The 15663-nt window shown below is 43.2% G+C and carries 14 protein-coding genes; 9 read left to right on the plus strand and 5 right to left on the minus strand.

The annotated features are described in order from the left end of the window. Window positions 1-95 precede the first annotated feature (95 nt). From FW774_RS12705 to FW774_RS20890, 5 genes are all read right to left on the minus strand, one after another. Window positions 96-326: a hypothetical protein gene (locus FW774_RS12705; RefSeq protein WP_149348578.1), complete on the minus strand. Its 231-nt coding sequence runs from the start codon at window positions 324-326 to the stop codon at window positions 96-98. A 116-nt stretch (window positions 327-442) separates the two neighbouring features. Continuing rightward, window positions 443-1384: a hypothetical protein gene (locus FW774_RS12710; protein WP_197739859.1), complete on the minus strand. Its 942-nt coding sequence runs from the start codon at window positions 1382-1384 to the stop codon at window positions 443-445. A 6-nt stretch (window positions 1385-1390) separates the two neighbouring features. Further along, window positions 1391-1549: a hypothetical protein gene (locus FW774_RS20535; RefSeq protein ID WP_197739860.1), complete on the minus strand. Its 159-nt coding sequence runs from the start codon at window positions 1547-1549 to the stop codon at window positions 1391-1393. Then, on the minus strand, window positions 1536-2642 hold the full coding sequence (locus FW774_RS12715) for a DNA adenine methylase (RefSeq protein ID WP_149348579.1): 1107 nt from the start codon (window positions 2640-2642) through the stop codon (window positions 1536-1538). Before FW774_RS12715 ends, FW774_RS20535 begins: the two co-directional genes overlap by 14 nt. A gap of 38 nt (window positions 2643-2680) precedes the next feature. Further along, window positions 2681-2869 carry a KTSC domain-containing protein gene (locus FW774_RS20890; protein ID WP_149348580.1) on the minus strand — a complete coding sequence of 63 codons (189 nt, stop codon included), beginning with the start codon at window positions 2867-2869 and terminating at the stop codon, window positions 2681-2683. Between the two features lie 446 nt (window positions 2870-3315). On the opposite strand from FW774_RS20890, the gene FW774_RS12730 reads away from it, so the two are divergent. From FW774_RS12730 to FW774_RS12765, 9 genes are all read left to right on the plus strand, one after another. Next, entirely contained in the window at window positions 3316-3828 is a 513-nt protein-coding gene (locus tag FW774_RS12730) for a peroxiredoxin family protein (protein WP_149348581.1), read from the plus strand. Between the two features lie 17 nt (window positions 3829-3845). Continuing rightward, window positions 3846-4454: a hypothetical protein gene (locus FW774_RS12735; protein ID WP_149348582.1), complete on the plus strand. Its 609-nt coding sequence runs from the start codon at window positions 3846-3848 to the stop codon at window positions 4452-4454. A gap of 146 nt (window positions 4455-4600) precedes the next feature. Further along, window positions 4601-4972, plus strand: coding sequence for a DMT family protein (locus FW774_RS12740; RefSeq protein ID WP_149348583.1), 372 nt, complete (start codon window positions 4601-4603; stop codon window positions 4970-4972). 438 nt (window positions 4973-5410) lie between these two features. Next, a complete protein-coding gene (locus FW774_RS12745) occupies window positions 5411-8305 on the plus strand; it encodes a triple tyrosine motif-containing protein (RefSeq protein WP_149348584.1) in 2895 nt (964 codons plus the stop codon). 250 nt (window positions 8306-8555) lie between these two features. Continuing rightward, the gene (locus FW774_RS20665; RefSeq protein WP_242457817.1) at window positions 8556-9122 is read left to right on the plus strand and encodes a carboxypeptidase-like regulatory domain-containing protein; all 567 of its coding nucleotides are present in this window, start codon (window positions 8556-8558) and stop codon (window positions 9120-9122) included. A gap of 15 nt (window positions 9123-9137) precedes the next feature. Beyond that, the gene (locus FW774_RS12750; protein ID WP_262714442.1) at window positions 9138-11579 is read left to right on the plus strand and encodes a SusC/RagA family TonB-linked outer membrane protein; all 2442 of its coding nucleotides are present in this window, start codon (window positions 9138-9140) and stop codon (window positions 11577-11579) included. Between the two features lie 26 nt (window positions 11580-11605). Next, window positions 11606-13147, plus strand: a complete 1542-nt coding sequence (locus tag FW774_RS12755) for a RagB/SusD family nutrient uptake outer membrane protein (RefSeq protein WP_149348585.1) — start codon at window positions 11606-11608, stop codon at window positions 13145-13147. 18 nt (window positions 13148-13165) lie between these two features. Further along, entirely contained in the window at window positions 13166-14053 is an 888-nt protein-coding gene (locus tag FW774_RS12760; RefSeq protein ID WP_149348586.1) for a LamG domain-containing protein, read from the plus strand. Window positions 14054-14245: 192 nt separating this feature from the next. After that, window positions 14246-15601, plus strand: coding sequence for a glucoamylase family protein (locus FW774_RS12765; protein WP_149348587.1), 1356 nt, complete (start codon window positions 14246-14248; stop codon window positions 15599-15601). Window positions 15602-15663: the final 62 nt, after the last annotated feature.

A 15663-nucleotide genomic window follows, 5' to 3' on the forward strand; every position in this document is an offset into this window, starting at 1 on the left:
CCCGGCACAGGCTCGCCGGAATCTGGCTTAAGTTTTAGTGTGGATTGTGTGTTGCGCCTAACTTAAGCCTTCAAATAGCATGAAGTTTATCAACTTCAATATAAAAATTCAATATCTATTTTTCCCTTACTGCCTGCGTGGTCAATGGCGCTGCTGTAGCAATAATGTTCCGGTGCATATACCAGGCCTTCTTTTACCGGATTGGCATGAATATATTCCAGCCGTTGCCTTGCCATTTCCGGCGTGCTTAGTTGTATAGGCCGGTTATCCTGTTGCCAGAGCTGGAAGTCTTTATTCTTCGGGTTCCTTTTGCCAGCCGTATCCATAGCATCTGAAGGCTTTGCGAAGTGGCAAACTTTTATATGAGCTTTCAATCGAAGCTCTTTGTCTTCATTCCACAAAATTCTTCTTGCTATATACTAACACCCCCATCGGTAGGATTTTATTTTACTACAAATATGATATCCGTTAAAGCTGTAAATATTTGCGATTTTCCTTTGTAGCCAAACATAACTTTCAAGTCGTCGATTTTTTTGTTCTTGAAATTGTCTAAATAGTTCATAATTGTTGGCTTCAAAAGCTCAAGATTTCTTTTCAGCTTCCAGGAATTGTTAAAGTTGTCTGTATCAACAAGCACAAGGAACAAACGGTTTTCTGAACCGAAACGCATTTCGCCCTGATTTTCGTAAAGCCATTTTGCCAATATTTTTGGGTTGTCTTGCACTTCTTTCAGAATCTCAAGTTTCTCGTTTTTCAACGTCGTCAAAATGCTATTACAAAACTCGTCATTCTTATCCTTCATCTTTTCAACAATTTCATAAAAGATGTCCGTGTCTTTCGCTTTTTTATCAAACGTTATTTTTGCTTCTGTCGCTTTACTTTTCAGAAAAGTAAGTTCAACAGGCAATCCTCTTTCTTTCCGTTTAAACTTAATGTATTCGGCAGGTAAATACGTTACTTTCAAATCAAAAGGAACATTGCTGATGAAGAAATCAACGCTTTTGATTTGTCCGACTGTTGGCAAAACCGTTGGGTGCGATTTGAAGATATGTTCAATCAAAATACTGCTCCAATGGTTATACCAGCTATTTAAAACATATCCCTGAACAGCAACGTGAATTTCCGTTTCAAACTTTGAAACGAGTGTGTCGTAAGATTTATGAACTTTTACGTAGCGACTTACCAAATACTTATCCAATGAGTTTTGATAGTCGCCACCCCAATCAAAGTTTTTCAACTTATACAATTCCGAAACCAATTGCTCGGTATTGAGTTTTGAAGCCTGGATTTTGTTTTTCTCTTGGATGTAAGCATTTAAAAGCTGGTGAGAATTACCTGCATTTTCACAAAGCAAATCAAAGAGCTCAATAAACTGTTTTTCCAAAGCAGTTTATTTGAGTGTGATATTATTTTGTAAAACAAACTCCGCTATTAATTCTTTACGAATAATTGATTTTGCTTTCAGCCACAATAAGCCAATATTGTCTGTGCTAAATTCTTCAAGTTGTTCACTTTCGTGCAGTCGCTTCCAATAATTAAAATCTTTCATTCACGGCTTCTTGTTCTGTTGTTGGGATAAAGTGTTTTTTCTTCGGTTTGCACACAAATAAAACTTCATGACTTCCGGCCACACTTCCCTTACCACCTCTGCCATTGTGATACGCTTTTGCTTCAATGGTTACTGCCCTGTATTTTGAAATTATCTTTGATAATGCTTCCACACTCGGATAACTTCTGTCGTTGTAGCTGATTAACCAATGCGGAATTTCCTGCGAATACTCAAATAGTTTTTCAAACGATGAAATAACATCACGTTTTTTGTCAAAGCCACTGAAACGTTGCGGTTCGTAACGTTTAATTCCGTTGACAAATTCTTTGTCTTTCCAATATTCCGTAAAGGTTTCCAGCAAATGATAGAAACTTTGATAATCAGCGTGGCTGTCGCAATAAGGCGGGTCAAAATATGCCAGATCAACGTTTTCAAGTGTCGGCAACAAATCAAGAATATTTTGATTGTAGCTTCGGTTGTCTTGCTTGTTGTCAAACACCGCATCATTGTATTTTGGCAATAAATCTTCAAAAATTTCTTTGATTGGTCTTATCAAACTTCTGTTGCGTTTAATGCGTTCGGGGTCGCTTGCGTATTTCAACGCTTGTGTATGTCCGAAATGCCCCATTGTTACTTTTCGTGTCATACTTCTGTTAATGATCGCGTAAGCCAGCGCCTGTTTGTGTAGCGTGCTCAACAAAGGAATGTTTGCCCGGAAATTGTCTAAAAACTCCGTTTCGGTTTCTTCAAAAAACACGTTTGTAAAAACGGATTTCATCAGTTGAAAAACTTCTTTATTTTTTGCAGATTGAAACAAAACTTCTAAATCTTCTTTTGTAATTTTTTCGCTTCTGTTTTCAACCAATGCCAAACCAATTTGATTATTGAAATTCAAAAAGTCGTTTGTAATGGTTTGTAATCCCATTTGTTTAAATAAAAACGCAACCGACTGCGAACCTGCGAAAGCGTCCAAAGCCACATTTACATTTTCGGGAACAAACTTTTTAATCCATGCCAAATGCATGTGCTTTGCTCCCAAATATTGCGGTTCTGGAAATTTATGATTGAAATATGTGTATTCTTCAAATAGCATTGTCAAGAATTTGTTTATCCAACTTGAGATTCGGAATATTATCCTCTAATGTTAGCGTTAAAATACTTTCCAATTGGATCGGCATTTCGCATATCATAATAAATACTTTTAGGAACGTCGTAATACTGCCAAACAGCACTACTATTGAACTCGACTTCCAATGTTGAAGTGTTGGAATCGTAACACAAACTTCTTATTATACTTGACTGAACGCTTTCTTTTTCCATTTCTCACAGTTTTTACATTGTATCGCTTAAGTCATTCTTTTGGATGGACTATATGTGTCAAAAATGCAAAACAAATCCTCAAGTCGTTTTGAATGTTTCAATGAAGTTTTCAACATGTTAAGAAACCGTCAAGTTTCTATTATGAAACATTACTCATGATAATATCTTTATACTCAGGTCTGCTCAAGGCGTCAACCCATTGCACCGTTGCAAAGGTTATAAAATGTATATCCTGATGGTCTGATATTTTATATTTTGAGGACAATTGGTTTTGTTTTGTGGAAAGAAAGTTACTAAAACTTTCTTGTATAACAGGCTTAAGTTGGGCCCGCCACAGACCCCTCACTGAAACTTAAGCCAGGTAAATGCCAGATAAATGGTTTGTAGGGTGAACTTGTTTCGCTGCCATAATCGCCTTACATTTGTTTGCATTAGTATCGATTTCTATGAGTTGTAAACGATTATTATCTTCAGCAGTTGTTGCGTTTATTTTACTGGCTTCGTGTCAGCGGGTAAAATCCCAGCAAAATAACCAGACACAGCCTGCTACCATGCCCGAATTTTTGTTCTCGAAAATGGATGGTGCTCCTTTCCGTAAAGAAAATATCGCGACCGATAAAAGCAACCTGATTATATTTTTCGATGCCAGTTGTGAGCACTGCCAGCGTGAAGTGTCGGCTATCAATAAAAATCTTTCTTCGTTTAAGCATGTGAATTTTTACATGGTTTCGCTGGATGAACGTCCCGAGATGATCAAATTTATGGAGAAGTATGGCCCCGAACTTTACCGGCGAAAGAATGTAACATTGTTATGGGATAAAAACCGCATATTCATTCCAACGTTTATGCCTACACGATACCCGGCCATGTACCTGTATTCTAAAAATAAAGAGCTCATTAAATACTGGGGTGGCGATAAAGACATGAAAGAGCTGATTGCCACAGTGAACGGGCGGTAAAACTTTAAATTAAGCAGATGCGGATCAGATTAGGTATTATTTTATTTTTAGTTGCAGGAGCGCTTGTAAATTCCTGCTACGCACAGGATTTTTCTAAAGCAATTATTAAGCTATCGGGCTCGTATACAAACCTGAAAAGCATCACGCTGTTATTTGATGATGCTTCCATAAAGTTAGATGGGGATGGGAATATATCATCTTTTAACCTATTGAATAAAGGTGAGACTGGTTTTAACGGGGAGAGCATTATGTATTATGACCAGTTTGCAAACAGGAGTAAAATTGGCAAGCTGAAATCGGTGAATAGTGTAAATATAGATTATTACGATATTTTTGACGGTGACGACCTTGATGGCAAGGTAAAATCAGTAGGTAATACGGTCATTAAATATTATGACCGGTTCGACAGAAAAGAGGATCTTGGGAAGATCAAGTCGTTAGGCAATGTGAATATTACATATTACGATCAGTTTGAGCTTAGCGAAAGAACAGGGAAACTGAAAACCATTGGTAACACAACTATTGATTACTATGATCGTTTTGATATTGACCGGAGGCCCGGGCGTGTTAAATCAATAGAGGGTAAAACGGATGGCGTTGTTATTATTGCCGGAAATATGTTGTAGTAACAGGGATGTGTATCACGTCTGGATCACTTTATAAGTAAAGTATTCGGGTTAAGCTCTGTTTATCCGGTTGGAACGTAAGTCGTATACGTCCCCAACATCGTCTGTCATGTAACCTATTTGAATATTAATCTTCAATTTTATACATGCGAGCATTATTTACCGTCGCCCTGCTATTGGTATCCAACACATTTATGACCCTGGCCTGGTACGGCCACCTGAAATTTAAGGATATGGACTGGAGCCGAAGCCTGGGGCTGGTCGCCATTATTTTGATCAGCTGGGCCATCGCTTTCTTTGAATATGTGTTCCAGGTTCCGGCCAACCGGTTCGGGTTTAAAGAAAATGGCGGGCCGTTTAACCTCCTGCAGCTTAAAGTATTGCAGGAAGCCATTTCCATTACCGTGTTCCTGATCTTTACTGTGCTGGTTTTTAAAACCGAAAAGATCGCCTGGAATCACCTGGTAGGCTTTACACTGATCATCCTGGCGGTGTTTTTTATTTTTAAGAAGTGGTGAAAAAAGTTGAAAGGGTGTTAAGCTGAAGCGATCTTAGTAAATTTTATCCTGATTTTCTTCGATCTGTTCCTGGTGAGTGAGCAGGGAGTGAGTTGTATGTGCCTTGTTTTATCCTACCTTGAATAGATTTTCATAAAAGTGATTTTTCTGGCAGGGCTCATTGCCTGGTGGGGATGGGTGGTAATTTTTATACTATCCACAGTTACTTAGAGATAAGAAAATAGCAACTATCCTGATTGTCAAAAACTGTTATATTTAGTTTCGGGAGATTAATTTTATCTTAGAAGCTGTTAAAAATGAAAAAGATAAGTTATACGGCGCTGCTGGTGGTGACAGCAGCGGCAGGAAGCTATGGACGGTGTCTTCACCGTCCATTAATTAAACCTGTAAAACCTTTATATAAAACTTAACAGCTTCTTAGAGCATTGTAAATTAACCATGCACCTAAAGCACATCCTTTCAATAAGTTTTCTGGCCGTCATGTTTAAGATGATGTCGGCACAGGCCGCAGATATTAAAAGTATCGGCGTACCGTATGTGCAGAATTACACCAAAGCAGTTTACCAGTCCGGTAACCAGAACTGGTCGGTAAGTAAGGATGAGCGGGGAGTGCTTTATTTTGGTAATGCCGAAGGTTTGCTGTCGTTTGACGGACGTTACTGGCAGCTGTATAAAATGCCGAACCGGCTCATTGTGCGTGCCGTGGCTGCCGACGGAAAGGGGAAAGTTTATGTAGGCGGATTCGGCGAGCTGGGTTATTGGGCCTATGACAATCACGGGATATTCCGGTATTATTCGCTGGTGAACCTCATTCCCGCAAAGGATAAGCCTAATGACGAGATCTGGAAAATTTATACCGATGGCGGGCGGATCATTTTTCAATCATTTGCCGCGATATACAGTTATGAACATGGTAAAATGCAGGTTATCCGGGCCGGCAGTCCTTTCCTGTTTTTGCTCAAAGCCGGCAACCGCTTTTTCGCCGAGGTTATTGGTAAAGGCCTGTTCGAGCTTAAAGGAACATCGTTAAGTTTTATTCGCGGAAGTGAGCTATTGGGCAATAGCGGTGTGCTCTCCATTCTCCCGGACAATACCGGTTTCATTATCGGCACGGCAAAAAACGGATTGTTTCTGTACGATGGTACAAGCATACGTCCCTGGAAAACCCAGGCCGATAGTTTCCTGCGCACCTACCAGCTTAATAATGGTACGGTTGTTCTTGATAAATATTTTGCTTTTGGAACTATCCTGAACGGAATAATTATTATTGACCGGCAGGGAAATGTTGTGCAGCGTATTAATAAGGAAAGTGGCCTGCAGAATAACACGGTGCTGAGCCTGTTTACCGATAATGGTCAAAATATCTGGGCGGGCCTGGATAATGGTGTAGACCGCATCGAAGCTAATTCGTCCCTGTATTACTACTTTGATAAAACCGGCCGGTTCGGCACGGTTTATTCCAGCATCATTTACAAAAACAATATTTACCTGGGCACCAATCAGGGATTGTTTTACAGTGCCATAAATCCGGGGCAGCAATCCCTGTTCCAGTCGTTTGACTTCAGGCTGATTGAGAATTCCCAGGGACAGGTATGGGATCTCTCCCTGCTCGACGGACAACTGTTTTGCGGTCACAACAACGGAACGTACAAGGTAACGGGTAACTCCATCACCAGGATATCTGATGTAAATGGTGGCTGGGTGATCAAAAAGCTGTACTTGCATCCCGATCTGCTTATACAGGGAACCTATAACGGCCTGGTGATCTATAAAAAAGACAAAGCCGGAAGCTGGATATTCTCCCATAAAGTAGCGGGATTTAACCAGCCATCGCGATATGTGGAGCAGGACAGCAAGGGACAAATATGGGTGGGACACGCCTATAAAGGCATTTTCAAGCTCACGCTGAATGAAGATTTCAGCCGGGTAAAAAGCGTAAAATATTACGATGAGCATTATGGGTTGCCCGGCAGCTATAACATCAACATTTTTAGCCTTGAAGGCCGTATTGTGTTCTCTTCGGATGCCGGTTTTTACGTGTACGATGAAATTAACGACCGTTTCTATCCTTATACTTCGCTGAACAGGAAACTGGGCTCCTTTGCATCATCCAATAAAATTATACCTGCCACGCCACGCAAATACTGGTTCATTAATCATGGTAAAGTGGCTCTGGCCGATATCGGTAATCCCGGTAAATTCTCTATGGATTCTGTGCGTTTCAGCATGCTTGAAAACAGGATGGTGCAGTATTATGAGAATATCAGCCGCATTAATAACTCCCTATATCTCATCAGCGTGGATGATGGGTTTGTGATTTTCAATGCCAGCGATACCGGCGAGCAAAAGCTGCAATTACCGGCCGTATTGATACGCAAAATAGAAAATACTACCGGCAGAAATACCCTGATCAGCGAAAACGGAGCCGGCGACAGGCTCCGGAATATCCGGTTTGCAGAAAATAACATCCGGATACAGTACGCATTGCCTTATTACCGGCAATCAACCGTAAAGTACCAGTACTTTCTGGAAGGTTACTCGCAGCAATGGTCTGAATGGAGCTCGCAATCGCAAAAAGAATTTACCAACCTGGGCCGGGGCAATTATGTCTTTAAGGTGAGAGCAAAAGTAAACGATAGTATATTGTCGGGTATTTCAACCGTTGCCTTTACCATATTGCCACCCTGGTATGCTACCGTATGGGCCTGGCTGGCTTACCTGGTTTTAATTGTGGTGCTGTTGCTGGTGTTCAGGCGGGTTTACTATGCCAAGCTTCATCAGCACCAGCAGGAAATTCAGCGAAAATTGATTATTGAGCAGGAAGAGTACCTGAAGCGTGAAGCCATTTTGAATGAGCAGAAAATTATGCACCTTAAAAATGAGCAGCTGCAGGCCGACCTGGCATCAAAAAACCGGGAGATAGCCAATTCGGCAATGAATATTGCATCTAAAAATGAGTTGCTGCATAAAATAAAAAATGAGCTTCATAACATAAAGGCCGAAAGCAAAGGAAAGCTGTCAGATAATGAGCTCCGGAAAATTCACAAAGTAATTGATGAAGGCCTGAATGACAAACGCGACTGGAACCTGTTTGAAAAAAGCTTTAACGAAGCCCACGAAAATTTCTTCAAAAAACTCAAAGCCGGTCACCCCGACCTGGTGCCGAACGACTTAAAGCTATGCGCTTACCTGCGAATGAACATGAGCAGTAAAGAAATAGCATCGCTGCTGAACATTACAGTCCGCGGAGTAGAAATACGGCGTTACCGTTTACGGAAAAAGCTCAACCTGGAGCATGATAAGAACCTGGTAGAGTTTCTCATAGAGCTATAAGCACTACATCATTACCTCTCATAGCGGTCCCTCCGTGTATATTCCAATATATCATTCAGATTGAACTTTTTACTCGTTTAAAAATGGCTTATTAGGCCTTTAAAAGGCTTTTTTCATGTTTTGAAACATAGTGTTTCAGGTACACAAGTTGCAATTTGATGTAGTAAAGATGAGGCTTACAGGTACTACAAGCGTCAACTTTTTACTTCAACTTCGGTTTTGATTTTAAAAACCAATTAAAGCCATTATTATGAGAAAATTTTTTACTAACCTGACAGCTTTGCTGGTACTTTCAGTGCTGGTAGTTAGCCTGTCATACGGTCAGCAGAACCTGACTGTAAGGGGAACAGTAACTGATGCCGGTACCAATGAAACCTTGATTGGCGTAAGCGTCCGGGTAAAAGATGGTACCACCGGAACATCCACCAGTCCCGATGGTACGTATACCATCACGGTACCCGGAAATGCCACACTGGTGTTTAGTTACATTGGTTATGCTTCGCAGGAGATCGCTGTGAACAACCAGACAACGCTGAACGTTGCCCTCCATACTTCGGCTACCAGCCTGGAGCAGGTGGTGGTAGTAGGTTATGGAACACAAAAACGCAAGGACTTAACCGGTACCATAGCCAGCGTACAGGGAGAAGAGATTGAGCGTTTTACCACCACAAATCCTGTTGCTGCCTTACAAGGAAAAGTTCCGGGTATGACCATAACCAATGCAGGGTCGCCTGGCTCGAAGCCTACCGTACGTTTGAGGGGTATTTCCAGTACCAAGTATGCGGATCCCCTGTATGTAGTAGACGGGATCCTTTAGGATAATATCGATTATCTGAATCCGGCAGACATTGAAACCATCGATGTGCTGAAAGATGCCTCATCTACAGCGATTTACGGTATGCGGGGCGCTAATGGCGTAATTGCCATTACTACCAAACGGGCAGCAAGAGGAAAAACTACCGTTACCTTACAAAGCACGGCAGGTGTACAGCACGTTGATAAGCTGATCGATGTGGTAGACGCCGAAGGCTTTAAAAAGCTCTATTCGGCAGCATTAGCCAATGCCGGTTCCGCTCCGTTTGATTTTACCAACTATAACGGCAATACCAACTGGCAGAAAGAAATACTGAGGGATGCGGCCATCACCACCAATTCACTAACTATTTCTAACAGTAACGATAAAAGTACTACACTGGTCAATATCGGCTATAATGACCAGGACGGTGTAGTGAAATACAATAATTATAAAAAGTATATCGCCCGCTTAAGCGAGGAGATCAGGATCAATGATAACATTAAAGTAGGAGGTAATCTTACCGGTTATCACTGGCGTAATGAGCCTACCGCTGCCAACCTGAATACAGCCATTTACGCGGCGCCCATTGTGCCTGTAAAAAATGAAAATGGACTGTACTATACCATGCCTTCGTTTCAGCGGGCGCAGGTTGGCAACGTGGTATATGCTATTGATCGTAACCGCAATACCGCTATTGACCGCGGCTACCGTTTTAACGGAAGCCTGTTTGCCGAAATTAAATTCTTAAAAGATTTTACATGGCGCTCAACCGTTTATACCGATCTGGGCTTCAACAATAACCGCAATTATACACCTTTGCCTTATACGGTTGTAAATATTGGCGAGGGAGCTACTCCGACAGAAACTTATTTTGATAATTCGGCCCGGACATCCGTAAGCCAGACCGCGTTCGAAAGCAGGAAATATCAGCAGGATCATACCTTAACGTATGATAAGGTAATTAACGATGATCACCGTCTAACCGCCATGGTTGGCTTTACCACCCTGTATACCTCGAGTACAAATTTAACCGGCTCAAGAACCGACTCGGTATTGAAAGTACCGCGGGATCCTGACCTTTGGTACCTGGACATCATTTCAAAAGACAACATTACCTCAAACGGTGGCACCGGTGCCGAGGAATCAAACGTGGGTATGTTTGGCCGTGTTAGTTATGCGTATAAAAATAAATACCTGCTTAACGCAACCATCCGCCACGACGGTAGCTCCAGGTTTGCACCCGAAAACCGCTGGGGAACGTTTGGAAGCGTTGGTTTAGGATGGGTAGCCAGCGAGGAAAGCTTCTTTAAGGATAATATCAAATTTATTGATTTCCTGAAATTGCGTACAGCCTGGGGCCGGTTAGGCAATGCCAACGGTGTGGATGCCAACTTATACCAGCAAACTATTTCCCAGTCTTCTGCAGCCGTGTTTGGTGAAAATGTGTTCCCTTCGGTTACTTACACGTATATACCTGACTCTGCGCTGCATTGGGAAGTGGTACAGGGTTTTGATATTGGTATGGATGTGCGGGCGCTAAACAGCCGGTTGAGTGTTGAAGTGAACTACTATAACAAAACAACTGATGGCATTTTAACCAGCTTTACATTGCCCAACACTCAGGTAACTTATTTTACCAACTTAGGTAAACTAACCAATAAAGGAATAGAAGCTTCATTAGGCTGGAGCGATAAAATAGGGAAAGACTTTAGCTATAGCCTTTCGGGAAGCTTCAGCTATAATAAGAACATTGTCAATTCAGTAGGAAATAACAGTGCTTTTCAGATCACAAATAATGGTAGTATAAATATTACCGAGACCGGTAAATCGGTAGGCTATTTTTACGGGTATGTGCAAACCGGTATCTACCAGTCAACAGCAGATCTGGATAAGACCCCGCACATGACTACTTCTTTGCCCGGCGATATCTCGTATGCCGATATAGATGGTAACGGGGAGATCACCCCTGCCGACCGTACTTACCTGGGTACGCCATTCCCTCCATATAGCTATGGCCTTAACCTTTCGGTAGCCTACAAGTCTTTTGACCTGAACGTATATGGACAGGGGGTTGCCGGTAATAAAATATACCTGCAGCGCAGAACAGCCAGCTTTGCGCCTTTAAGCTATGAAAGTAACCGCTTAAACGCATGGACAGGCCCCGGTTCTACCAATATCGAGCCTATTATTAACGCAAGAGGTAATAACCTGCTCTTTAGCACCTATTACCTGGAATCAGGCAGCTATTTCCGCCTGCGTAATGTTCAGTTAGGCTATACCTTTAACCGGGCGATGATCTCTAAAATAGGTATTCAGGCCTTGCGGATTTATGTTAGCGGCCAGAATATAAAAACCTGGAGCCGGGTAAGCGGCTACACGCCCGAGGCCCAGATATCCAACATATTGGCCAGCGGTGCCGATAACGGCATCTATCCTATACCTGCTGTTTATTCGGTTGGCCTGAACGTAACTTTCTAACGAACATTCTTTAAAATCTGAATAAGATGAAAAAAATATTTAAAACTGAAAAGGTTATCCTGGTAGCATTAAGCATGATGCTGATGTTTTCTTTCACTGCATGCAAGAAATTCCTGGATACAGAAAGACAGGGCGTATATACCGTAGATAATTACCCTTATCCGGGCGGTTCCGGCCCTTACGATGTATATTTATACTCTGCGTATGATGATTTGCGCTCTTATGATGTGCATTGCACCGCTTTCTTCCTGGCAACCAGCGTACGCGGCGATGATGCCGATAAGGGCAGCGTTTCTACCGATAACCCGGCCAATGGCGATCCCTTTGATTTTTTCCCGGTGCAGGCCAGCAATTCGTTTCTTAACGGCATGTGGACTGGTTATTACAATTTAATAACCAAATGTAACAGGGTGATAGACCAGGTAAGGAATAATACGACCATTGTGGCTACCGATCTTCAAAAAACGCAGTCTATGGCAGAAGCCCGTTTTTTACGGGGATACGCTTATTTTAACCTGGTTCGTTTGTGGGGACGCGTTCCGTTAATTGATACCTTATTATCAGTTGATCAGATCAACGTTCCGCAAAGCTCACCGGCACAGATCTATGCCTTTATTGAGAACGACCTGCGGTTTGCCGCTACCAACCTGCCGCCAAGCTGGGATAAGAAATTTATTGGACGGCTTACCAGCGGCGCAGCAAACGGCTTATTGGCTAAAGTGTACCTCACCCAGCAAAAATGGGCCGCTGCAATGAATGCAGCTAACCTGGTCATGACCTCGGGACAATATGATCTAAGCACGTCATACGATAAGATATTTGGTGAATCCGGCGAAAACAGTAAGGAGTCTGTTTTTGAAGTTCAGGCAACGGCGAGTGCACAGGAACCTACCAAAAATGGCGCTGAAATTACCCAGTGGCAGGGTGTACGGGCATCGGGCGACTGGAATTTAGGCTACGGTTGGAATGTACCGAACACTTATCTTGAAAATGCGTACGAGGCCAATGATCCGCGTAAGGCCCGGACACTTTTGTATAGAAGCACGGCTACTACAACCTATAAAACCGTATATGGGGAGATTACGCCAACAACCTGGACTAATCCGATTTATAATCACAAAGCCTATACCAATCCGGCTTACCGGGCCGCTTATAATAATAAGGCCGGCAGGTGGATGAATATCCGCTTGTTGCGCTACGCCGATGTGGTGCTGATGTATGCCGAGGCTGCAAATGAAGTGGGCGGTACGGATAATATTACCGCTGCACGGAATGCCTTAAACAGTGTTCGGGCAAGGGCCAGGATCGGAGCTGTGGCTGGCACCTTGCCTGATATTACTACAACAGACCAGGGCGCTTTACGCGATGCCATACGCCGTGAACGTCACGTTGAGCTGGCCATGGAGTACGATCGCTTTTTTGACCTGGTGCGCTGGGGCATTGCTACCGAAGTATTGCACGCCGCCGGAAGACCGAACTTTACCGCTCCGCGGGATAACCTGTTGCCCATTCCGCAAACCCAGATCGATTTAAGCAAAGGCGTATTAACACAGAATTTTGGCTATTAATTCTAAAAATGGTATAACATGAAACGTTTAAATTCATATATCGGGCGTTTGGCATACAGCACTGCCGTTTGCGCCCTCCTCTTTTCTTCCTGTAAGAAAAGCGATAATCCCAATAATCTGCCTGGTGTAGATCCTGCCGCCTACGAAGGGAAAGTTGACGGTTATGATAACTCAGAGCAAATATATCCTGGCCATTTAAAGGCTTACTGGTCGTTTGATGATACTAAAAATGAGATCAAATCAGGCACTGCACCTACGCAAACCGCCAACGATGCATTTATTACCGGTGTAAGAGGAAAGGCGATCAAGCTGAGCGCCGGCTACCTGTATTATGCAAAACAATTCGGAGCATTTAAAACCGATTCGCTGAAAAATTTTACCATAAGTGTCTGGATACAGATCACCAATAACGGGTCGAAGAAAACTATGGTAATGCAGTTAGCACGGCCCGGTATTTTTGACGGCAGCCTGGATTTCAGGCTGAACACCAACAGCTATCCCGCCTCAAATACCGATATTTTAAAGGTTGCACCCAGGTTTACTACCGTTGGCGGTGGCTCCCAGGATAACCTGAATGCCACACTTTCGCCAAAGATCGGGGCGAACGTATGGACACACCTGGTATTGACTTATGACAGCACTTCGGGTACATTTAAAGAGTGGGCAAATGGCGTTGACATTGGTTCTTACAACAGCCGGGGCACAGGAAATAATCTGTTCAAAGCATACGAGCCCGGCGAATTTATTATTGGCGGGAATTACAATGTAATTCCGGGTAAAGCTGTAAGTACTAACGCCGATTTTGCTGCTATGACCGGTAGCATTGATGAGATAAGAATATATGACATGGTGCTGCCTGATGCCCACATAAAAGCGTTATACAATTTAGGGCTGGCAGGTAAATAAAGGGTGTCTGAAAAGTCGCAACCAGCATGCTTGGAGATTGCTTCGTCGTTCCTCCTCGCAATGACGATAATAGGAGCGTCATTGCGAGCACAGCGAAGCAATCTTATTCAGTGTAACTGTAAATACAGTCCTGTTGCCTTTTAGACACCTTTTATCCAGGCATTGATAGAATTAAACACATAATAATACATAATGAAAATAACCCTATCCCTTTTTGTTGCTTTTACAGTCACGGCGTTTACAGCCTGTAGCCGCTCATCTGTAAAACAGGATGCTGTTGATACAGGGATTAAAAAAGGTTTGAGCGATGAACAACTGCTTGACCTGGTGCAAAAGCAAACATTTCAGTATTTCTGGGATGGCGCCGAACCTAATTCGGGAGCAGCCCGCGAACGCATTCATATCGATGGAAATTATCCTCAAAATGACGCGAATGTAGTTGCTGCCGGAGCTACAGGTTTTGGCATTATGGCCATGATCAGCGCTATCGACAGAAATTATATCAGCAGGGATGAAGGTGTTGCCCGCCTGGCTAAAATTATGGATTTCCTGGGCAAAGCCGATCGCTTTCATGGCGCCTGGCCGCACTGGATGTATGGTGAAACCGGTAAAGTAAAACCCTTTTCTGCAAAAGATGACGGCGGCGACCTGGTAGAAAGCTCGTTTGTAGCGCAGGCGCTTATTTGCGTACGGCAATATTTTGCCAACGGCACAGCGGCAGAAAAGTCGCTGGCCGCTAAAGCCGACCAGCTCTGGCAGGCTATTGATTTCAGCTGGTATCGTAACGGGCAAAACATCCTGTACTGGCACTGGTCGCCAAATTACGACTGGCAGATGAACTTCCCCGTAAAGGGATATAACGAGTGTCTCATTATGTACGTGCTGGCCGCTTCATCGCCAAAATATGGCGTTCCGGCCGAAGTATACCACGAAGGCTGGGCCCGTAACGGGGATATTAAAACAGACTTTGAGCTGTACGGGCATCGCATCACATTAGACCACCAGGGCGCAAAAGGCTCCGTTGGCCCTTTGTTCTGGGCACATTATTCGTACCTGGGTTTAAACCCCAAAGGACTTAAAGACCGCTATGCCGATTACTGGGAGCACAACCGGAATCACACGCTCATTGTACATGCCTATTGCGTGTCTAATCCCAAAGGCTATAAAGGGTACGGCGTAAACGAATGGGGATTAACGGCCAGCTATTCGGTAAACGGGTATGCCGGGCACAGCATAAATCGCGATTTGGGTGTGATATCGCCTACGGCAGCCATCTCATCCATTCCGTACACGCCGGAAGAAGCCATGAAGGTTATCAGGCATTTGTATGAAGATATGGGTGATAAGGTATGGGGAAAATACGGCTTTTACGATGCGTTTAGCGAAACCGATAACTGGTACCCGAAAAGATACCTGGGCATTGACCAGGGGCCTATGGTAGTAATGATAGAAAACCATCGCAGCGGCCTGTTATGGAAACTGTTTATGAGCGCACCCGAAGTAAAGCAGGGCTTAACGAAGCTGGGTTTCCAGAGCCCGGAGATTTAAAAAAGTCTTTGGTTACGGGTTGTGTGTTACGGGTTATGGGCAGTCAAACTCGTAACATATAA

Source organism: Pedobacter sp. BS3 (genome assembly GCF_008274585.1).
Lineage (GTDB): Bacteria > Bacteroidota > Bacteroidia > Sphingobacteriales > Sphingobacteriaceae > Hufsiella_A.